The organism is Streptomyces sp. SDr-06, assembly GCF_003324565.1.
Lineage (GTDB): Bacteria > Actinomycetota > Actinomycetes > Streptomycetales > Streptomycetaceae > Streptomyces.
In genome coordinates this window covers 19,112-39,187 of record NZ_QOLA01000015.1, presented here as the reverse complement: position 1 = coordinate 39,187, position 20,076 = coordinate 19,112, and the positions used below count along the sequence as shown (strand labels likewise).

16 protein-coding genes are annotated in these 20,076 nt (G+C 72.0%); 9 read left to right on the top strand and 7 right to left on the bottom strand.

Features of this window, described 5'->3' with window-relative positions; translation table 11 throughout:
* Positions 1-391 precede the first annotated feature (391 nt).
* Positions 392-1,858: a transglycosylase SLT domain-containing protein gene (locus DT019_RS26275; RefSeq protein ID WP_223279762.1), complete on the top strand. Its 1,467-nt coding sequence runs from the start codon at positions 392-394 to the stop codon at positions 1,856-1,858.
* A gap of 31 nt (positions 1,859-1,889) precedes the next feature.
* Positions 1,890-3,893: a family 43 glycosylhydrolase gene (locus tag DT019_RS26270; protein ID WP_114039396.1), complete on the top strand. Its 2,004-nt coding sequence runs from the start codon at positions 1,890-1,892 to the stop codon at positions 3,891-3,893.
* Positions 3,894-3,914: 21 nt separating this feature from the next.
* Here the strand turns inward: DT019_RS26270 and DT019_RS26265 are convergent, their stop codons facing one another.
* Positions 3,915-4,817: a LysR family transcriptional regulator gene (locus tag DT019_RS26265; RefSeq protein WP_114039395.1), complete on the bottom strand. Its 903-nt coding sequence runs from the start codon at positions 4,815-4,817 to the stop codon at positions 3,915-3,917.
* 83 nt (positions 4,818-4,900) lie between these two features.
* Between DT019_RS26265 and DT019_RS26260 the strand changes: the two genes are divergently transcribed.
* The 3 genes from DT019_RS26260 to DT019_RS26250 are packed head-to-tail and all read left to right on the top strand — an operon-like array spanning position 4,901 to position 8,308.
* Positions 4,901-5,605, top strand: a complete 705-nt coding sequence (locus DT019_RS26260; RefSeq protein ID WP_114039394.1) for a succinate dehydrogenase — start codon at positions 4,901-4,903, stop codon at positions 5,603-5,605.
* A 1-nt stretch (position 5,606) separates the two neighbouring features.
* On the top strand, positions 5,607-7,556 hold the full coding sequence (locus tag DT019_RS26255) for a fumarate reductase/succinate dehydrogenase flavoprotein subunit (protein WP_114039393.1): 1,950 nt from the start codon (positions 5,607-5,609) through the stop codon (positions 7,554-7,556).
* Positions 7,553-8,308, top strand: a complete 756-nt coding sequence (locus tag DT019_RS26250) for a succinate dehydrogenase/fumarate reductase iron-sulfur subunit (protein ID WP_114039392.1) — start codon at positions 7,553-7,555, stop codon at positions 8,306-8,308. The genes DT019_RS26255 and DT019_RS26250 overlap by 4 nt, the downstream gene beginning before the upstream one ends.
* Before the next feature lie 72 nt (positions 8,309-8,380).
* Here DT019_RS26250 and DT019_RS26245 read toward each other — a convergent pair whose 3' ends face one another.
* The 4 genes from DT019_RS26245 to DT019_RS26230 form a co-directional block, all read right to left on the bottom strand.
* Positions 8,381-9,061 (bottom strand): hypothetical protein, encoded by a 681-nt coding sequence (locus DT019_RS26245; RefSeq protein WP_114039391.1) that lies wholly within the window; start codon positions 9,059-9,061, stop codon positions 8,381-8,383.
* Between the two features lie 254 nt (positions 9,062-9,315).
* On the bottom strand, positions 9,316-11,064 hold the full coding sequence (locus DT019_RS26240; protein WP_114039390.1) for a carbohydrate binding domain-containing protein: 1,749 nt from the start codon (positions 11,062-11,064) through the stop codon (positions 9,316-9,318).
* Positions 11,065-11,221: 157 nt separating this feature from the next.
* Positions 11,222-13,564: an ATP-binding cassette domain-containing protein gene (locus DT019_RS26235; protein ID WP_114039389.1), complete on the bottom strand. Its 2,343-nt coding sequence runs from the start codon at positions 13,562-13,564 to the stop codon at positions 11,222-11,224.
* 75 nt (positions 13,565-13,639) lie between these two features.
* The gene (locus DT019_RS26230; RefSeq protein WP_114039524.1) at positions 13,640-14,653 is read right to left on the bottom strand and encodes an MsnO8 family LLM class oxidoreductase; all 1,014 of its coding nucleotides are present in this window, start codon (positions 14,651-14,653) and stop codon (positions 13,640-13,642) included.
* Positions 14,654-14,744: 91 nt separating this feature from the next.
* Between DT019_RS26230 and DT019_RS26225 the strand changes: the two genes are divergently transcribed.
* On the top strand, positions 14,745-15,233 hold the full coding sequence (locus DT019_RS26225) for a hypothetical protein (RefSeq protein WP_114039388.1): 489 nt from the start codon (positions 14,745-14,747) through the stop codon (positions 15,231-15,233).
* Between the two features lie 130 nt (positions 15,234-15,363).
* Here DT019_RS26225 and DT019_RS26220 read toward each other — a convergent pair whose 3' ends face one another.
* On the bottom strand, positions 15,364-15,585 hold the full coding sequence (locus tag DT019_RS26220) for a dodecin (protein ID WP_114039387.1): 222 nt from the start codon (positions 15,583-15,585) through the stop codon (positions 15,364-15,366).
* Positions 15,586-15,890: 305 nt separating this feature from the next.
* Here DT019_RS26220 and DT019_RS26215 point away from each other — a divergent pair, with 305 nt between their 5' ends.
* The 3 genes from DT019_RS26215 (at position 15,891) to DT019_RS26205 (ending at position 19,280) form a co-directional block, all read left to right on the top strand.
* Complete coding sequence (locus DT019_RS26215; protein ID WP_114039386.1) at positions 15,891-17,141, top strand: extracellular solute-binding protein; 1,251 nt, start codon at positions 15,891-15,893, stop codon at positions 17,139-17,141.
* Positions 17,142-17,224: 83 nt separating this feature from the next.
* Positions 17,225-17,716 carry a peptidylprolyl isomerase gene (locus DT019_RS26210; RefSeq protein ID WP_114039385.1) on the top strand — a complete coding sequence of 164 codons (492 nt, stop codon included), beginning with the start codon at positions 17,225-17,227 and terminating at the stop codon, positions 17,714-17,716.
* A 202-nt stretch (positions 17,717-17,918) separates the two neighbouring features.
* On the top strand, positions 17,919-19,280 hold the full coding sequence (locus tag DT019_RS26205) for an NAD(P)/FAD-dependent oxidoreductase (RefSeq protein ID WP_114039384.1): 1,362 nt from the start codon (positions 17,919-17,921) through the stop codon (positions 19,278-19,280).
* Here DT019_RS26205 and DT019_RS26200 read toward each other — a convergent pair.
* Positions 19,260-20,075: a cytochrome c oxidase assembly protein gene (locus DT019_RS26200; RefSeq protein WP_223279761.1), complete on the bottom strand. Its 816-nt coding sequence runs from the start codon at positions 20,073-20,075 to the stop codon at positions 19,260-19,262. The genes DT019_RS26205 and DT019_RS26200 overlap by 21 nt on opposite strands.
* Between the last annotated feature and the right edge of the window lies 1 nt (position 20,076).

Below are 20,076 nucleotides of genomic sequence, written 5' to 3'. Positions count from 1 at the left end.
CGTGAAGACGGTGTCGGGCGGGGCTTTCGGGCTGCCGCACCGGGGCGGCGTACGTGCCGGTGCGGCGAACCCGATCCATGCCACCGGGAGTTGGCACCGGCGCCGTAGCCCACGCGGGCCCGTCCTGTCAGTCCGTAAGGTTCCGGGTTCTGTCCTCCGGCGCGCCTCGCTACCTTCCGAAGCGCCTCGCCCGACGGTTGCACGAACCGTCACCGCGCTTTTCAGGAGGTCAGTTGACCGCGCCACCTCGGTGTCCCCTGCCGACGCCCGCGTCGAGGTCTTCAGGGCCGGTCGGCAGGCCCGTCCACCGCGGGCGGCGACTGCCGACCTGGTCCGCATGGGCCTGGCCCGCCACCACCTCCGGCGCCCCCGTGAACCGAGGAGACAGCAGGTGAGAACTGTGCAACGCGCTCACAGAGCGACCCATCGCGTCATCCTGGCGACGCTCGCCTCCCTGCTGCTCGCGGCAGGCATCCTGGCGGGCGCCTCGCCCGCGTCCGCCGCGCCCAGCGATCTGTGCGCCCAGGTCGGCTACAACGCGGGCTTCCGGGGCGGCAGTCTGGTGACGGCCGTCGCCGTGGCCCTCGCCGAGTCCAGCTGCAACCCCACGGCGACCAACGTCCAGAACAACACCCCGCCCTCCACGGACCGCGGTCTGTGGCAGATCAACAACTACTGGCACCCCGAGATCGACGACAATTGCGCGTTCGACCCGCAGTGCAACGCGAACGGGGCCTTCACCATCTCCTCCGGCGGCACCAACTGGCAGCCGTGGTCCACCTACAACGTGGGCGCGCACCTGCGGCACATGGACGAGGCGCGGGCCGCGGTGGACCGCCTCGGGCACCACGAGCCCGGGCCCAAACCGCTGGTGTTCCCGTCCGAGTCGGGACGGGTGGTGTCGGCGCGGTCGGCGGACGGCCGTCTCGAGGTCTTCGCGGCGGGTGCCGATGGCGTCCATCATGCCTGGCAGGTGGGGGTCAATGGCGGCTGGTCGGAGTGGGAGCCGCTGGGTGGTCCCGGCGGTGCGGAGCTGGCGATCAGTCCGAACGCGGACGGGCGTCTTGAGGTGTTCGCCATCAACGGGACGGTGTTCCAGCACCGGTACCAGCTGTCGCCCTCGGGTGGCTGGTCGGGCTGGGAGGACTTCGGTGGCGGTGGCCGTGACATCGCGGTCGGAGCCAACGGCGACGGGCGCATGGAGGTGTTCGCGTCCGGTCCTACCGGGGTCTTCCACCGGTATCAGTCGGCGGCGAACGGTGGTTGGTCGCCGTGGGAGTCGGCCGGTGGCGGTCCGGCGAACAGCCGGATCGAGATGGAGAAGGCGTCCGACGGCCGTCTTGAGGTGTTCGCGTTGAACGGTGACGTGTTCCAGCACCAGTACCAGACGGCTGTCAACGGGGGCTGGTCGGCCTGGGAGGACTTCGGCGGCGGCGGACATGGCCTGACGGTGGATCACAACCAGGACGGCCGTCTTGAGGTCTTCGCCTCCGGATCGTCCGGTGTCTTCCACAAGTACCAGACCAGTGCGACCAGTTGGTCCGGATGGGAGCCCACCGGAGGTCCCGCCGACGCGCAACTCGCGAGTGAGCGTTCGCCCGACGGCCGGGTGGAGGTGTTCGCGATCAACGGCAGCGTGGCGCAGCATCTGTGGCAGACCGGGGTGAACGCTCCGTACGGCAAGTGGGAGACCTTCGGGACCGGCGGGTCCGAGGTGACCGCCGCGACCAACGCCGACGGCCGCATCGAGGTCTTCGGCACCAGTGGGGCGGGCGTCCACCACAGGTGGCAGACGGGCTTCTCGACCTGGTCCGAATGGGCCTGGCTCAACACCACCTCCGGTCCTCCCGTCAACTGACCCCGGCCGGGGTTTCGTCCAGAGAAGAGTCATGCAGCCGATCAGCAGGCGACGCCTGCTGCGGGCGGCCGGAGCGGGAGCACTCGTGCTCCCGCTCCCGGCCCGTACCGCAGCCGCGGCCACCCCCACCGACGTCCCGCCCCACCTCTGGGTCGACGCGGGCCCCTTCACCCCCGTCCACGACCCGTCCACTCCGGGCCGCCCCCGCTACTTCAATGACCACACCCTGGTGCGTACGGACACACGCTGGCACCTGTTCAGCATCGTCGGCGACAGCGCCGCGCCCGGTGAGGCCCCGGACAGCGCGGCCGAGACCGCCTTCGCACACGCCTCCGCCACCGATCCGCACGGGCCGTGGACCACCCACGCCGACGCCCTGACCGTCGACCCCGCCTACTACGGCGAGCAGCACCTGTGGGCGCCGCACGTGATCGAGGCCGACGGCACCTTCTTCATGTTCTACGCGGCCGGCGGCAGCGGCGGCGCCGCGATCAACCTGGCCACCTCCACCGACCTGTTCACCTGGACCCGGGTCGCGTCCGGGCCACTGTTCCGGGGCACCGCCGCCCGCGACCCGATGGTCGTGCGGATCGGCGCCGAGTGGATCATGTACTACACCGAGCTCGGCGCCGACGGGCAGCACCTCGTGTGCTGGCGCCGCTCCGCCGACCTGCTCCACTGGAGCGCGCCCGGCACCGCGTTCGCCGACGACAGCACCGCCGCCATGGGCGTCTCGGTCACCGAGTCGCCGTACGTCGTCGAACGGGACGGCTGGTACTACCTGTTCATCGGGCCGCGCGGCGGCTACGAGGGCACCGACGTGCTGGCCGCGCGCGACCCCTTCCGCTTCACGCTCGACGGGTACGCGGGCCACGTCCCCGGCCACGCCGTCGAGGTGGTCACCGACGGGCAGGACCGGTACGCGAGTGCGGCAGGCTGGTTCCGGCACGGTCTCCTCCTCGCGCCGCTGCTTTGGCAGGACACTCCGCCGGTGTGGCAGAGCCCGGACAGTGTGGTGGCGGCCCTGGACGTCCAGGACCGCCTGACCGTGTTCGCGCTCGACGCCGCCGACCGCTCGATGCTGGTCCGCGTCCAGCTCGACGCGGCCGGCGACACCTGGTCACCGTGGGAGCGGTTCGGGGGACCGGCCGGTGCTGTCCCCACCCTCGGCCGCGACACCGACGGCCGTCTCGAGGTCTTCTCGCTCGCCCCCGGCGGCGCCCACCTGCACCACCGGGTGCAGCGGCCGGACGGCGGCTGGTACGACTGGGAGGAGTTCGGCGGCCCGGCCGGAGCCGCGCCCGCCGTCGCCCGCAACGCCGACGGCAGACTCGAAGTCTTCGCCCTGAGCCCCGGCGGCACCCTGGTCGCCCGCCGTCGTCAGCAGTCGCCCGGCGGGCTTGCCTGGGAGGCGTGGGACGCGGGATTCGGCGGGGCGGCCGGGGCGCCGCCGGTCGTCGGGGTCAACGCGGACGGCCGCCTGGAGGTCTTCGTCCTGACGCGCGGCGGCACGGCGATCCTGCACCGCTGGCAGCAGACGCCGGGCGGGGCCTGGTCGGCGTGGGAGCGCTTCGGCACCGCGGCCGGCGCGGCCCCGCGGGTCGCCCGGGACGGGAGCGGCCGGCTCACCGTCGCGGCGATGGCCCCTTCCGGGGTGGCCGCCTTCCACCGGCGGCAGTCGGTGCCGAGCGGCGGATGGGCCGACTGGCAGCCGCTGTTCGGCTGGTCGACCACGGCTCCGCTGCTGGTGTCCGGAGCCGACGGCCGCCTGGAGGGCTTCACACTCGCGCCCGGCGGCGAACGGCTCACCCACCGCTGGCAGCTCTCCCCGGGCGGGTCCTGGGCGGTGGGCGAGGACTTCACCGAGCCCGGCGTCGCCCTGTCCGCCACCCCGTCTGCCGCGGCCGACGCCACCGGCCGCCTGCATCTCTTCGCGGTCGGCGCCGACGGCCGGGTGCGCACCCGCGTCCAGGAACGGCCCAGTGGAGGCTGGCTCCCGTGGGCGCCCTTCGGCGCCCGCGCCGCCGCCGGCTGACCCGGCGCGGGCGGCGCCGGATCAGCGGACGGTACGCTGCCCGGCCCCGATGCCGAGCAGGACCCGCTGCAACTCCCGTGCCGCGCGCGGCGGGTCGACGTCGCTGCGGTGCGCCAGGGCGATGGTGCGGCGCAGTCCGGGGCGCGCCAGCGGGGTGACCCGCAGGTCCCGTGAGCGCGCCGCCACCATGCTCGGCACCACGGCGACCCCGAGCCCGGCCCGCACGAAGCCGAGCACCGCGTCCATCTCGCCGCCCTCCACCGTGAACGCGGGCTCGAATCCCTCGGCGCGGCACGCGGCCACGGTGAGCTCCCGCAGGTCGTAGCCGTGCCGGAACATCACCAGGGGCGCGTCCCGCAGATCGGCGACGCGGACCGAGGAGCCGGAGCCGGGCGGTTCCTCGGCGGCCGACGAGACCACCACCAGGTCCTCCTGGAGCAGCTCGATCGTGGTGAGGGCGGGGGAGGCGGCCGGCAGCGGCAGCACGATGAGCGCCAAGTCCAGCGCGCCGCGCGCCAGTTCGCGTACGAGGTCGTGCGAGCCGCCCTCCTCGATGAGGAGCTGGATGCCCCGGTGGCGGTCGTGGAAGGCGCGCAGCACATCCGGCAGGAGGCCCGTGCACAGGCTCGGGGTGGCGCCCAGGCGCACCCGGCCGCGCCGCAGCTGGGCGAGCTCCTGGACCTCGATGCGCGCGGTGTCGGCGTCGGCCAGGATGCGCCGGGCCAGGGGAAGCAGGGCCTCGCCCGCGTCGGTGAGCGCGATGTTGCCCCGGGCGCGGCTGAAGAGCTCGGCGCCCAGCTCGTTCTCCAGCGCCTTGATCTGCTGGGAGAGCGAGGGCTGCGAGACGTGGACGCGCTCGGCGGCCCGGGTGAAGTGCCGGGTCTCGGCGACCGCCACGAAGTAGAGGAGCTGCTGGAACTGCATACCCCTACGATAGGCCATCTCTATGGAGATGAGCCCGATCATGTCTTGGACCTCTCAGGCCCTTCGCCCCTAGCGTCGGTGCCATGGCTCTGGCAACGCGGACGGACAAACGACCGTCCATGACGCGCACACTCTGGGACTCGACCGTCGGCAAGAAGACGGTCATGGCCGTGAGCGGTCTGATCATGCTGCTCTACCTGGTCGTGCACATGATGGGCAATCTGAAGATCTTCTTCGGGGCCGCCCAGTTCGACGCGTACGCGCACTGGCTGCGCACCATCGGCGAGCCCTTCCTGCACTACGAGTGGGCGCTGTGGCTCATCCGCGTCGTCCTCGTGGCCGCCGTGGTGGGCCACGCCGTCTCCGCGTACCAGCTCAGCCGCCGCGACCTCAGGGCCCGGCCGAGCGGGTACGTGCACAAGCGGGCCCGCGCCAGTTACGCGACCCGAACGATGCGCTGGGGCGGAGTCATCCTCGCCCTGTTCATCGTCTGGCACATCCTGGACCTCACGACCGGCACCGTGCACTCCGGCTTCCGGCCCGGCCACCCCTACCAGAACGTGGTGGACACCTTCTCCAGCTGGTACGGGAACGCCATCTACATCGTCGCGATGGCCGCGCTCGCCCTGCACGTCCAGCACGGCTTCTGGAGCGCCGCCCAGACCCTCGGCGTGGGCAACGCCACCCGGGACCGGGTGCTCAAGACGCTCGCCAACGTCCTGGCCCTGGTGCTGTTCGCCGGATTCGTCTCCGTACCCGTCGCCGTCATGACCAAAGTGGTGAGCTGACATGACCTCGTACACCGACTACACCCTGGGCGACCCGGTCGTCGACGGCCGCGCGCCCGGGGGGCCGATCGCCGAGCGCTGGGACACCCGCCGCTTCGAGGCGAAACTGGTCAACCCGGCCAACCGCCGCAAGCACACCGTCATCGTGGTCGGCACCGGTCTCGCCGGCGGTTCGGCGGGCGCGACGCTGGCCGAACAGGGCTACCACGTGGTCCAGTTCTGCTTCCAGGACTCCCCGCGCCGCGCCCACTCCATCGCGGCGCAGGGCGGCATCAACGCCGCGAAGAACTACCGCAACGACGGCGATTCGATCCACCGGCTGTTCTACGACACCGTCAAGGGCGGCGACTTCCGCGCCCGCGAGTCCAACGTCCACCGGCTCGCCCAGATCTCCGTCGAGATCATCGACCAGTGCGTCGCGCAGGGCGTGCCGTTCGCCCGCGAGTACGGCGGGCTGCTCGACACCCGCTCCTTCGGCGGCGTCCAGGTCTCCCGCACGTTCTACGCCCGCGGCCAGACGGGCCAGCAGCTGCTGCTCGGCGCCTACCAGGCACTGTCCCGCCAAATCGCCGCGGGCAACGTCGAGTTGCACGCCCGCACCGAGATGCTGGACCTGATCGTCGTGGACGGCAGGGCCCGCGGCATCGTGGCCCGCGACCTCGTCACCGGCAGGATCGACACATACTTCGCGGACGCGGTGGTCCTCGCAAGCGGCGGCTACGGCAACGTCTTCTACCTGTCGACCAACGCCATGAACTCCAACGCCACCGCCATCTGGCGGGCCCACCGGCGCGGCGCGTACTTCGCCAACCCGTGTTTCACACAGATCCACCCGACCTGCATCCCGCGCACCGGGGACCACCAGTCCAAGCTCACCCTGATGAGCGAGTCGCTGCGCAACGACGGCCGCATCTGGGTGCCGAAGGCCAAGGGCGACACCCGCCCCGCGGCCGAGATCCCCGAGGACGAGCGCGACTACTACCTGGAGCGCATCTACCCCTCCTTCGGCAACCTGGTCCCGCGTGACATCGCCTCGCGCGCCGCCAAGAACGTCTGCGACGAGGGACGCGGGGTGGGCCCCGGCGGCCAGGGGGTCTACCTCGACTTCGCGGACGCCATCGCACGGATGGGCCGGGCGGCCGTCGAGGCCAAGTACGGCAACCTCTTCGACATGTACGCGCGGATCACCGCCGAGGACCCGTACGAGACCCCGATGCGGATCTACCCGGCCGTGCACTACACGATGGGCGGGCTCTGGGTCGACTACGACCTCCAGACCACGGTGCCCGGCCTCTTCGCGATCGGCGAGGCCAACTTCTCCGACCACGGCGCCAACCGCCTCGGCGCCTCCGCGCTGATGCAGGGCCTCGCCGACGGCTACTTCGTGCTCCCCTCGACCATCAACGACTACCTGGCCCGCAACCCGCACCAGGAGCCGGTCACCGCCGCCCACCCGGCGGTCGCCGAAGCGGTCGCCGAGACCGAGGACCGCGTCAACCTCCTCCTGGCGGTCGACGGCGACCGCACCCCCGACTCCTTCCACCGGGAGATCGGCGAACTCATGTGGGAGTACTGCGGGATGGCCCGCACCGAGGAGGGCCTGCGCAAGGCCCTCGACCGGATCCCGCAGATCCGCGAGGAGTTCTGGCGGCGCATCAAGGTGCCGGGCAGCGGCGAGGAGTTCAACCAGTCCCTGGAGAAGGCCAACCGCGTCGTCGACTACCTGGAGCTCGCCGAGCTCATGTGCCTCGACGCGCTGCACCGCGCCGAGTCCTGCGGCGGCCACTTCCGTGAGGAGTCCCAGACCCCGGAAGGTGAGGCCGAACGCCGCGACGCGGAGTTCTCCTACGCCGCCGCGTGGGAGTTCGCCGCCACCGGAGAGGCTCCCGTCCTGCACAAGGAAGACCTCGTCTTCGAGTACGTCCACCCCACCCAGCGGAGCTACGCATGAAGCTCACCCTGCGCGTCTGGCGCCAGAAGAACGCCAACTCGCCCGGCGCCATGGCCACTTATGACGTCGACAACATCTCGACGGACATGTCCTTCCTCGAAATGCTCGACACCCTCAACGAGGAGCTCATCCTCCGCGGCGAGGAGCCGGTGGCCTTCGACCACGACTGCCGCGAGGGCATCTGCGGCGCCTGTTCGCTCGTCATCAACGGCGACGCCCATGGCCCCGAACGCACCACGACCTGCCAGCTCCACATGCGGTCGTTCAGCGACGGCGACACCATCGACGTCGAGCCCTGGCGCGCCTCGGCGTTCCCGGTGGTCAAGGACCTGGTGGTGGACCGCTCGGCCTTCGACCGGATCATCCAGGCGGGCGGCTACATCAGCGTGCCGACCGGCGCCGCGCCCGAGGCCCATGCCACGCCCGTGCCCAAGCCCGACGCGGACTTCGCCTTCGAGCACGCCGAGTGCATCGGCTGCGGCGCGTGCGTGGCGGCCTGCCCCAACGGCTCGGCGATGCTGTTCACGTCGGCGAAGATCAACCATCTGAACGTGCTGCCGCAGGGCGCGCCCGAGCGCGAGACGCGGGTCCTCGACATGGTCGCGCAGATGGACGACGAGGGCTTCGGCGGCTGCACCCTGGCGGGCGAGTGCGCGACGGCCTGCCCCAAGGGCATCCCGCTCCCGTCGATCGCGGCCATGAACAAGGAGTGGCTGCGGGCCACGCGGAAGGCGAGGAAGGTGGGTCGCTGACGCCGGCCCCGCCAGGTGTGCGCGCCCCCGGTGATCAGGGGGCGCGCACCCGTGCTCAACCGGTCCTGTCCGTCAGCCGGTCACGGTGATCTGCTGTGTGGAGTCGGTCGTGTCGGTGATGCTGTACGTGGCCGAGAAGGTGGCCGTCTGGTCGCCCGTCGGGCACAGGAAACCGCCGGTCACCGTGGCGGGCACGGGCGCGCCCGAGATGGCCAGCGTGGACGGCGCGCCGTTGGTCCAGGTGCCAAGCGCGGTGGTGGGGCCGGTCGGCGAGGCGGTGATGGTGCAGGTGGCCAGGCCGCTCGTCCTGAGGACGAAGCCGCCCTGGGGCATGGTCAGTCCGGCCGTGACGGACGTGTCGTTCTGGGCCGAGACGGACCACTCACCGTTGGTGTCGTTGGTGCTGGCGGTGACGCCCACCCCGAAGATGCTGGTCGAACAGCCGCTGAACGTGGGCGGGTTGATGGGGAGGGAGACCGGGCCCGCGTCGTTGTGGTTGCCGGGCTCGGCCGGTACCTGGTTGTCGGCGCCCGTGGTGGGGAGGGACGCCGAGACCGTACAGGTCATGGTGGTGGACCCGGCCTGGAAGGTGGCCTGTCCGGTGAGCTGGGCCGCGAAGGAGTGACCGGCCGGTGTCACGGTGGTCGGCCCGGCCGCGGGCAGGGCGCTCGCGCTCGCCGGGTGGCCGAGCACCAGGGCCGTCGCCGCGGCGGGGGCGAGCAGGGCAAGCGTGCGGGAGCTGCGTATCACCATGGGGGGCTCCTCGGTTTCGAACGGATTCGACGGTGGGGGATGCGAGGAGGAACGGAGGTGACTTGAGAGTAGGCCCGGTGCGCGGGGGCGGAAAGGAGCCTCCGGGCCAGTAAGTTGACGAAGTTTCAGGTTGTCGACGCGCCGCCGCGTGCTACAGATCGTCAGCAAGGGAGCCGGGCGCCGCGGGGCAACGCCCCCGGCCGCGCCCGGCCCGCCTCACGAAGGCCGCTCCCCAGGGGAGGGCGACCATGCGGCTAGCTGACCGAGAGGTCGTCCCCGTAGACCGAGCCCTGGCCGTACCAGCCGTGCAGATAGACGGTCACGGTGCCGGAGGCGCCCGTCGTGAACGGCACGGTCAGCTTGGACCAGCCGCTGGAGCTGGTCCAGGTGCTGCCCGTCGCGCCGCCCCGCACGCCGAGGTAGGCGTAGCTGCCCTGCACCCAACCGCTCAGCGTGTACGCGGTGTTGGGGGCCAGGGTGAGGGTCTGGGCGCACTCACCGGTCTGCGAGGAGGTGGGCGCGGTCTTCAGCGCGTACGAGCCGCCGTGTACCGGGCTCGACACCACGGCGGCTCCGCTGTCGCAGGTCCACGGGGCGAGCGAGCCGCTCTCGAAACCGCCGTTGACCAGCGCGCCCGGGTTGCCGCCGGAGCCCGACACGGTGAGCGTGAAGGTCGTCGAGTGGGCCAGCGTGCCCGCCGTGCCGGTGACGGTGATCGGGTACGTTCCGGGCGCCGCGGAGGTGGACGCGCTGAGGGTGAGCTGGGCCGTGGCGCCCGCGGTGACGGTCGCCGGACTGACGGTCGCCGTCACTCCGGCCGGGGCGCCGGTGGCCGTGAGCGCGAGGGACTTGGCGTTGCCGGAGGTCACGGCCGTGCTCACGGTGGCGGTGGTGGAGCCGCCGGGGGCCACGGAGGCCGAGCCGGGCGTCACCGCCACCGAGAAGTCGTCCTGGACGGGGCCGCCGCCCCCGGTGAACGGCTCGAAGGTGTGGCTGAAGTACCACGGGTCCTGGGCGATGCCGGAGCAGGTGTCCTGGCCACCGGTGCCGGGGCAGCCGCCGTTGTCCCGCTGGAGCGCCCAGAAGGACAGGGTGTTGATGCCCTTGGCGGTGGCCCAGTTGTAGACGGCGGTGGCGTCGGCGGTGGTGAACGTCTCGGCAGCGCCGTAGTCGTCGATGCCGGGCATCTCGGTGACGCCGACCATGCCCCACAGCTGACCGGAGGACTTGCCGGGGTACAGGGAGGCGAGCTGGTTGTAGAGGCCGGTGGCGGCGGTCTGGGTGTCGTTCGCCATGTTGTGCGTGGCGCCGTCGTAGTAGTCGAAGGTCATGATGTTGACGACGTCGACCTTCGCGCCGTACTGGACCGCGCTGCGCAGCACCGCGAGACCGCTGTCGGCGAGCCCGCCCGTCGTGGTGGGCAGGGTGTAGGAGAACTGCACCGAGCGCCCGTTGGCGGCCGCCCAGTCCTGCACCTTCTTGATCGCCTGGTTGCGGCGGTCGATGCCCGCCTTGTTGGTCAGCGAGTTGTCCTCGATGTCCATGTCGAGCCGGGAGAGGTCATAGGTGGTGATGACCTTCTCGTACGCGGCCGCGATCGAGTCCACGCTGGTGCAGCTGTCGGCCAGCTCGGTGCCGCCGTTGTCGGCCGCGTACCCGCCGAAGGACGGGATGACGTCGCCGCCGCGCGAGCGGATGGTGGCGATGTCGGCGCCGAAGACGGAAGTCGAGATCGGCTGCGAGGTGGAGCCGTTCCAGTACGGGGTGCAGGAGCCCTTCGCGTCGGCCTGCACGAACGCCATGGTGAGGTACTTCGCACCCGACTTCTGCGCCAGGTCGGCGGGGCTGTCGGAGGAGTACGCCTCGAAGTACGGCGCGAAGACGTGGGCGGGGAGCGGGGTGGCGGCGTGCGCGGCGCCACCGGCCCCGATGACCAGGCCGGCGGACGCGGCGACGGTACTGAGCGTGGCGAGCAGGGCGCGGACGGATCTCGGACGTCTCATCGGGGCTCTCCGACGGGGGTGAGAGAAGGGTGCGGACGCCCCATGATTGGTCTGGACCAACACCCGGTCAAGGGTCTAGGCCACTTCATTCCGCGCTGTTTGACCGGGCACCCAACTGACCTGCGGTGATCGTGAGTTGTGCCGCGCCCGGCCCCGATCAGAGCCCGGCCAGCGCCTTCGCCAGGTACGGGGCCGTGCGCCCCGCGCCGGAGTCGGCGACCTCGGCCGGCGGTCCCGCGGCCACGACGCGGCCGCCCTCGTCGCCCCCGCCGGGGCCGAGGTCGAGCATCCAGTCGGCGCTCGCGACCACCGTCATGTCGTGCTCGACGACGACCACCGAGTGCCCCGCGTCGACCAGGCCATGCAACTGCCGCAGGAGGAGTTCCACATCGGCCGGGTGCAGGCCCGTCGTCGGCTCGTCCAGGACGTACAGGGTGTGCTCGCGCCGGACCCGCTGCAACTCCGCGGCCAGCTTGATGCGTTGGGCCTCGCCGCCCGACAGCTCGGTGGCGGGCTGGCCCAGGCGCAGATAGCCGAGCCCGACGTCGAGCAGGGCGGCCAGGCTGCGGGCCGCCGAGGGGTGGTCCGCGAAGACTTCGGCGGCGGCCTCCACGGTGAGGTCGAGTACCTCGGCGATGGTGCGGCCCCGGTGGGTGACTTCGAGTGTCCCGGGGTTGTAGCGCGCTCCGTGGCAGTCCGGGCAGGGCGCGTACGTGCTCGGCAGGAAGAGCAGCTCCACCGAGACGAAGCCCTCGCCCTGGCAGGTCTCGCACCGGCCGCCCGCCACGTTGAAGGAGAACCGGCCCGCCTTGTAGCCGCGCGCCTTCGCCTCGTCGGTGGCGGCGAAGAGCGCGCGGACGACGTCGAAGAGACCGGTGTACGTCGCCGGATTGGAGCGGGGAGTACGGCCGATCGGCTTCTGATCCACCCTCACCACCCGTCCGATGCCCGGTAGTTGGTCGGTCAGCTCGTCGACAAGGGTGGACTTGCCGGAGCCCGAGACGCCGGTCACCGCCGTGAACACGCCGAGCGGGAACGCCGCGTCCACGCCGCGCAGGTTGTGCCGGGTGACGCCGGTCAGCTCCAGCCACGCGCGCGGTTCGCGGACCGTGCGGCGCGGCGCGGGGGAGCGGTCGAAGAGGAAGCGCCGCGTGGCCGACTCCTCGACACCGGCGAGGTCGCCCGGCGGCCCGCTGTGCAGCACCCGCCCGCCGTGCTCACCGGCCAGCGGCCCCACGTCGACGAGCCAGTCCGCGTGCCGCACCACGTCGAGGTGGTGCTCGACCACGAACACCGAATTGCCCGCCGCCTTCAGCCGGTCGAGGACCGTGAGCAGCGCCTCGGTGTCGGCGGGATGCAGGCCCGCCGACGGCTCGTCCAGGACGTACACGACGCCGAAGAGACCGGAGCGCAGCTGAGTGGCGAGCCGCAGGCGCTGCAACTCGCCCGCCGAGAGGGTGGGCGCGGTCCGGTCCAGGCTCAGATAGCCGAGGCCGAGTTCCCGCACGGGCTCGATGCGCGCGAGCAGGTCGGCCGTGAGGGTCCGGGCCGTCGGGCCGCCGCCGGCCCCGGCGAGCAGCGAGGCGAGGGCCGTGAGGGGAAGGGCGACGAGTTCGGCGATCGTGCGGCCCGCGAACGTGACGGCGAGCGCCTCGGCACGCAGCCGGCGGCCGCCGCAGACGGGGCAGCCGGTCGCGGTCAAGAAGCGCTCCGCCTTGGCCCGCAGGGTCGGGCTCTTGCTCTCCGCGAACGTCTTCAGCACATAGCGCCGGGCACTGAAGTACGTTCCCTGGTAGGGGCGTTGGATGCGGCCCGCCTCGCGCACCGGGTGCACCGTGACCACCGGCTGCTCGTCGGTGAACAGGATCCAGTCCCGGTCCTTCTGGTCGAGTTCCGCCCAGGGCCGGTTCACGTCGTAGCCCAGCGTGTCGAGCACGTCGCGGAGGTTCTTGCCCTGCCAGGCACCCGGCCAGGCGGCGATCGCGCCCTCGCGGATGGACAGCGAGGGATCGGGGACGAGCAGTTCCTCGCTGGTGCGGTGGACCAGGCCGAGCCCCTGGCACCCGGGGCAGGCGCCGGCGGCCGTGTTGGGCGAGAAGGCGTCCGAGTCGAGGCGTTCGGCGCCCGCCGGGTAGTCGCCCGCGCGTGAGAACAGCATGCGCAGCGAGTTGGAGAGGGTGGTCACCGTGCCGACCGAGGAACGCGACGAGGGCGCCGAGCGGCGCTGTTCCAGGGAGACGGCGGGCGGCAGTCCCGAGATCTCGCCCACCTCGGGCGCACCCACCTGGTGGATCAGCCGGCGCGCGTAGGGCGCCACCGACTCGAAGTAGCGCCGCTGCGCCTCGGCGTAAATCGTGCCGAACGCGAGCGAGGACTTTCCCGATCCGGAGACGCCGGTGAACACCGCGAGGCAGTCGCGCGGGATGTCGACGTCCACGCCGCGCAGATTGTGCTCACGGGCTCCGCGGACACGGACGAACGGGTCAGAGGGGCTTTGCATACCAAAATTCTACGGGCGGGTGCCGTCCGCGATCTTCGGCCGGGCCCGCGGCCTTCGGCGCGCACGATGCCCCCGTCAGAGCGCCGGGCGGGTGGACAGGCCCGCGAGAGAGGCGATCCGCCGGTAGGAGTCCAGCAGCGCCGTGCGGTCGTACGTGCTCGTCGTGACCAGGAACTCGTCGGCGCCGCTGTGGGCCAGCAGCTTCTCCAGCGCGTCGGCGACCTCGTCCTCGGTGCCGTGGATCTGGCCGCGCAGGGCGTCCTGGAACAGGGTCCGCTCGCCGTCGGTCATGGCGCGAGACAGGACGTCGTCGACCGGGGACAGCGGCGGGAAGGAGCCGTGGGTGCGGGAGTACGCCATCGACCAGGCCTCCGGGAGCAGGATCTCGCGGGCGGCCTCGGCGGTGTCGGCGACGGCGACCGCGCCGGACACGACGACGTAGGGCCGGTCGAAGAGCGCGGACGGCCGGAAGGTGTCGCGGTAGACGTCGATGGCCCGCAGCATCGCGTCCTCGCCGCGCACGTTCGCGATGACCAGCGCGAGCCCGGCCTCGGCCGCCACCTTGGCGCCCTGCCCGGTGGCCAGCACGAAGGCGGGGAGGGAGAGGCCCTCGGCGGGGTGGGCGTGGACCTGGGGGTGCGCGCTCTGGGTGCCGTCGAAGTAGCCGAGCAGCTCGGCCAGCCGCGCCCCGAAGTCCTCGGCGTCCTGCTTGCCGTGGCCCAGCGCCTTGCGGATGCCGTCCGTGAACCCCACCGACCGGCCGAGCCCCATGTCGATCCGCCCCGGGAAGAGCGACTCGAGCACCCCGAACTGCTCGGCCACGACCAGGGGTTGGTGGTTGGGCAGCATGACCCCGCCGGTGCCGACGCGGATCGTGGAAGTGGCCGAGGCCACCGCCGCCGCCAAAACCGTGGGCGCGGAGCCGGCGACCCCGGGCACGGAGTGGTGCTCGGAGACCCAGAAGCGGTGGTACCCGAGCCGCTCGGCCTCCCGGGCCAGCGCCACGGTGTCCCGCAGGGACTGCTGTTCGTCGTGCCCGGCGCGGATGCGCGAGCGGTCGAGTACGGAGAAGCGGGTCGTCGCGATCACTGAGCTCACACCAGGTCCAACGCATGGGCCGCGCCAGGATTCCCGTGACCCGCCCGACCGTGCCGCCCCCCGCGGGTTCTAGCCTTGCCGAGTGATCGACACCACCCGGCCGCTGGCCGTCTTCGACCTGGACGGCACCCTCGCCGACAGCTCCCACCGCCAGCGCTTCCTCGACCGCAAGCCCCGCGACTGGGACGCGTTCTTCGCCGCGGCCCCCGCCGACCCGCCGCTCGCCGAGGGCGTGGCGCTGTGCCTGGAGGCCGCCGAGGAGTGCGAGGTCGTCTACCTCACCGGGCGGCCCGAACGGTGCCGCGCGGACACCGTGGACTGGCTCGCCGCCCAGGGGCTTCCGGACGGCGCGCTGCACATGCGGCGCAACGACGACCGGCGGCCCGCCCGCGTCACCAAGCTGCACATCCTGCGCGGGCTCGGCCGGGGCCGCGAGATCCGGATGCTGGTCGACGACGACGAGCTCGTGTGCGACGCCGCCGAACAGGCCGGTTTCCGCGTGGTACGCGCCCGGTGGACCGGCGCGAGCGCGGCCCTGAAGGACGCCCAGGAACGGGAGGGCCGCACCTGAGGGCGGCGCCCCGGCCCACCGGACGTGGCGTACCGCGGTCGGGCCCGCCGCCGTGCCCGGATGCGGCCGGTCCGGGGCAGCACGCCGGAGCCGGACCCCGGCGCCCTCGGCTCCGAAGCGAGGTCCAGGGTCAGACGTCCGCGTCGTCGTCCAGCCGGAAACCGACCTTGAGGCCGACCTGATAGTGCTCGATCACGCCGTTCTCGATGTGGCCGCGGACCTGTGTCACCTCGAACCAGTCCAGGTTCCTCAGGGTCTGTGACGCGCGGGCCACCCCGTTGCGGATGGCCTGGTCCACGCCCTCGTGCGAGGTGCCGACGATCTCGCTGACGCGGTAGGTGTGGTGGGACATGGGGGTGCTCTCCTCTCGTCGCGTTACTCCACCGTGCCCCACCCGGCCCCACTCCGCGAGACAGCGGGCGCCGGGCCGCCGTCCCCGAGGCCGGACGCGTCCGGGTTTCCCCGGGTAACCCGGAGGCGGCGGAACGGCTGCCCCCGCCGCCTCCGCTGTGGCCGGAAAAGTTCGGACCCCTCCGGGACTTGACCGTCCCATTGGTCCATACCAAACTCACGAGCCACACCCGAACAAGCCACGTCGCGCTTGCCCCCACGTCGGGTCATGACTGCTTGCCCACACGCAGAAGGTGACCTTTCGTGATGATCCGCCGTACTCTCGCCTGCTCCGTAGCGCTGGCCTCGGTCTGCGCCCTCAGCGGCTGCGGCGCGCTGCCCGGCTTCGGGGAGGACACCACCAAGGTCACCGTCTGGCTGATGAAGGACAGTGCCTCCGACGACTTCGTGCAGCGCTTCAAGCAGGGCTTCGAGCAGGAGCACAAGGGCGTCGCACTCGATGTCCGGATCCAGGAGTGGACCGGCATAGGCCAGAAGATCACGGCCGCGCTCAAGGGCGGCGACGCGCCGGACGTCATCGAGGTCGGCAACACGCAGGTGCCCCAGTACGCGGCGAGCGGCGGCCTCCTCGACATGACGCTGGAGTCGCTGCGCGACTGGGGCAGCGGCGACTGGCTGCCCGGGCTCGCCCAGCCGGGCAACGTGGACGGCATGCAGTACGGCATCCCGTGGTACGCCGCCAACCGCGTGGTGCTCTACGACAAGGACCTCTTCGCGGCCGCCGGGATCACCAAACCGCCCAAGAACCGGGCGGAGTGGCTCGCCGACACGGCGAAGCTCAACTCGGGCTCCACGCAGGGCATCTACCTCGCCGGGCAGGACTGGTACACCCTGGCGGGCTTCGTCTGGGACGAGGGCGGGGAGCTCGCCCAGCAGGACACCGGTGACTGGAAGGGCACGCTCGACACCCCGGCCGCGCTGCGCGGCATGGAGTTCTACAAGCAGCTCCAGGCGCTCGGCCGGGGCCCCAGGAACGCCGACGAGGCGACCCCGCCCCAGGCGGACGTCTTCGCCAAGGGAAAGGTCGCCCAGATGATCGCGGTGCCGGGCGCCGCCAAGGCCATCCAGAAGGCCAACCCGCGCCTCGCCGACAGGCTGGGCTATTTCCCGATCCCGGGCCCCACCGACGCCAAGCCCGGCGCGGTCTTCACCGGCGGCTCGGACCTGATCATCCCGCGGAAGACCGCGCACCGGGCCGAGGCCGTCCAGGTCGTCGCGGCGCTGGCCGGCGAGAAGTGGCAGACCGACCTGGCCACGACGATGAACTACGTGCCCAACAAGTCCACGCTGGCCCGCGCGGTCGAGGGCCAGGCGGGCACCGCCGCGATGGCCAAGGGCGCCGCGCAGGGGCGGGCCACCCCCAACTCGCCCCAGTGGGCCGCCGTCGAGGCCGACAACCCCATCAAGCCGTACATGACGGCCGTCCTGAACGGAGCCGACCCGAAGAAGGCCGCCAAGACCGCCTCCGACCGGATCACGACCCTGCTGTTCCCGTGAGCGGGGCCCGTTTCGCGGCCCGGCGGAGCTGAGAGGGTGAGCCGGGATTGGGTCACGGGACAGCTGATGTCAGGATGGGGCCCATGCAGAACGTTTACTTCGACATCACCATTGACGGCAAGGACGCCGGCCGCATCGTCTTCCGGCTCTTCGACGACGTCGTCCCCGAGACGGCCCGCAACTTCCGCGAGCTCGCCACCGGCCAGAACGGCTACGGCTACGCCGGCTCCGCCTTCCACCGCGTCATCCCGCAGTTCATGCTCCAGGGCGGTGACTTCACGCACGGCAACGGCACCGGCGGCAAGAGCATCTTCGGCGCCACCTTCGCCGACGAGAACTTCGACCTCAAGCACGACCGGCCGTTCCTGCTGTCGATGGCCAACCGCGGCCCCAACACCAACGGCTCCCAGTTCTTCGTGACGACCGTCGTCACCGACTGGCTGGACGGCAAGCACGTCGTCTTCGGCGAGGTCGTCGAGGGCCAGGACCTCGTCAAGCAGATCGAGGCGCTCGGCAGCCGCAGCGGCGACCTGGGCTCGGACGTCGTCATCAAGGCGAGCGGCACCGTCGCCTGACGCCCTCCCCGCCCACAGCGCCGCCCTCCCCGCAACCGGGGAGGGCGGTTCCGTTTCTGGTCACCCCCGCGCGCATACGGTGGTGCCGACGCGCCGCGTTGATCAGTATGGAGGTGTTGACGAACGCCGGTCAGGGGCACTCGGGCAGTGGACGGCCCAGTCTCGTCCCCCGTTCTCAGGTCCCAGGGAAAGGACGCACACCGTGGCACGACCGAGGATTCTCGTCGTAGGCGCCGGCTTCGCAGGGGTCGAATGCGTGCGGCGCCTGGAACGCCGCCTCCAACCGGGAGAAGCGGAGATCTCCCTGGTCACCCCGTTCTCGTACCAGCTGTATCTGCCCCTGCTCCCGCAGGTCGCGGCCGGGGTCCTCACCCCGCAGTCGGTGGCCGTCTCGCTGCGGCGCAGCGCCAAGCACCGCACCCGGATCATCCCCGGCGGCGCCATCGGCGTGGACCCCAAGGCGAAGATCTGCGTCATCCGCAAGATCACCGGCGAGACACTCGACCAGCCGTACGACTACATCGTTCTCGCACCCGGCAGCGTGACCCGCACCTTCGACATCCCCGGGCTGCTCGATCACGCCCGCGGCATGAAGACCCTCGCGGAAGCCGCGTACATCCGCGACCACGTGATCTCCCAGCTCGACCTGGCCGACGCCAGCCAGGACGAGGACGAGCGGGCCTCGCGGCTCCGCTTCGTCGTCGTGGGCGGCGGCTACGCGGGCACCGAGACCGCGGCCTGCCTGCAGCGGATCACCCAGCACGCGATCAAGAAGTACCCGCGTCTGGACCCCCGGCAGATCAAGTGGCACCTCATCGACATCGCGCCCAAGCTCATGCCCGAGCTCGGCGACAAGCTCGGCAGGACCGCCCTGGAGATCCTCCAGAAGCGGGGCATCGAGATGTCGCTCGGCGTCTCGGTCGCCGAGGCCGGCGCGGACAAGGTCACCTTCACCGACGGCCGGGTCCTGCCCTGCCGCACCCTGATCTGGACGGCGGGCGTCGCCGCCAGCCCGCTGGTGGGCACCCTGGACGCCGAGACGGAACGCGGACGGCTCCTGGTCACCCCGGAGATGACCGTGCCGGGCCTGGACGGCGTGTTCGCGCTCGGCGACGCCGCGGCCGTTCCCGACCTGGCGAAGGGTGAGGGCGCCTTCTGCCCGCCCACCGCGCAGCACGCCATGCGCCAGGGCCCCAAGCTCGCCGACAACATCGTCGCCACGCTGCGCAACCAGCCGTTGCGGCCCTATGTCCACAAGGACCTCGGCCTGGTCGTCGACCTCGGCGGCCGCGACGCCGTCTCCAAGCCGCTGGGGATCGAACTGCGCGGCATGGCCGCCCAGGCGGTCGCGCGCGGCTACCACTGGTCGGCGCTGCGCACCAATGTGGCCAAGACCCGGGTGCTGACCAACTGGATGCTGAACGCGATCGCGGGCGACGACTTCGTGCGCACCGGCTTCCAGGCCCAAAAGCCCGCCACGCTCAAGGACTTCGAGTACACCGACGCCTATCTGAGCCCGGAGGAGGTCCGCGCCCACACGGCCTCACTGACCGTAGGAGGCTGAGGCGGGCGGGCTCTCCGTCCGTGCCCGGCGGCGCTCTTCGCGCCCGAGGCGGCGGCCACCGGCCGCGTACCACTGGAGCCCGACGGCGACCGCGAGGGTGATCTCGACGAGGTCGCCGCCGTAGTACATGAGCTCGGCGGCGGCCGAGAGGTCGCCCGGCGCGTATCCGGTGCCGGGCGGGCCGGTCGCGTACAGGGTCTTCGCGAGGACGGCATGTGCGCCGCCCGCGCCGACCAGCGCGGCCGCCCGCGGGACGACGCCGTGGCGGCGCGGCAGCGGATCGAGTGCGCAGACCGCGACCGAGAACAGCAGCCCCGCCGCGAAGACGTGGACGTGGACCAGGACCGCGAGCCAGGGCCGTTCGTGTGCGGCGGCGAACAGCGGGGTGCGGTACAGCAGCCACAGCCCGCCCACGTCGAGCACCGCGGCCACCCCGGGACGCGCGAGCACCCGCGTCGGCCGCGACCGCAGCACGCCCAGGAGGACGCGCCGGGCGCCTGGCGGCAGCGAGCGCAGGGTGAGGGTGACCGGGCGGGCCAGGGCCAGCAGCAGGGGCGCCGCCATGCCCGTGACCAGGTGCTGGGCCATGTGTCCGGTGAACGGTCCGCCGGGCGGCGTCCCCAGGGCCACCACCACGAGGAGCGCTGCGCCCGACCCGAAGCAGAGGTCCCGAGCGGGTGGCCACCGGTCGCCGCGCCGCCGCAGCCGGATCGCCGCGAGCAGATAGGCCGCCCCGCCGCCGAGTGCGAACCCGGCCGCGACGAGCGCGGCCCCGCCGTGCTGATGTGTTGCCAAC

Bases quoted from the DNA above. Each gene is read 5' to 3' on its own strand.
- DT019_RS26250 (WP_114039392.1), top strand. From the start codon at position 7,553: ATGAAGCTCACCCTGCGCGTCTGGCGCCAGAAGAACGCCAACTCGCCC.
- DT019_RS26235 (WP_114039389.1), bottom strand. From the start codon at position 13,564: ATGCAAAGCCCCTCTGACCCGTTCGTCCGTGTCCGCGGAGCCCGTGAG.
- DT019_RS26260 (WP_114039394.1), top strand. From the start codon at position 4,901: ATGGCTCTGGCAACGCGGACGGACAAACGACCGTCCATGACGCGCACA.
- DT019_RS26215 (WP_114039386.1), top strand. From the start codon at position 15,891: ATGATCCGCCGTACTCTCGCCTGCTCCGTAGCGCTGGCCTCGGTCTGC.
- DT019_RS26210 (WP_114039385.1), top strand. From the start codon at position 17,225: ATGCAGAACGTTTACTTCGACATCACCATTGACGGCAAGGACGCCGGC.
- DT019_RS26220 (WP_114039387.1), bottom strand. From the start codon at position 15,585: ATGTCCCACCACACCTACCGCGTCAGCGAGATCGTCGGCACCTCGCAC.
- DT019_RS26240 (WP_114039390.1), bottom strand. From the start codon at position 11,064: ATGAGACGTCCGAGATCCGTCCGCGCCCTGCTCGCCACGCTCAGTACC.
- DT019_RS26270 (WP_114039396.1), top strand. From the start codon at position 1,890: ATGCAGCCGATCAGCAGGCGACGCCTGCTGCGGGCGGCCGGAGCGGGA.
- DT019_RS26245 (WP_114039391.1), bottom strand. From the start codon at position 9,061: ATGGTGATACGCAGCTCCCGCACGCTTGCCCTGCTCGCCCCCGCCGCG.
- DT019_RS26255 (WP_114039393.1), top strand. From the start codon at position 5,607: ATGACCTCGTACACCGACTACACCCTGGGCGACCCGGTCGTCGACGGC.
- DT019_RS26265 (WP_114039395.1), bottom strand. From the start codon at position 4,817: ATGCAGTTCCAGCAGCTCCTCTACTTCGTGGCGGTCGCCGAGACCCGG.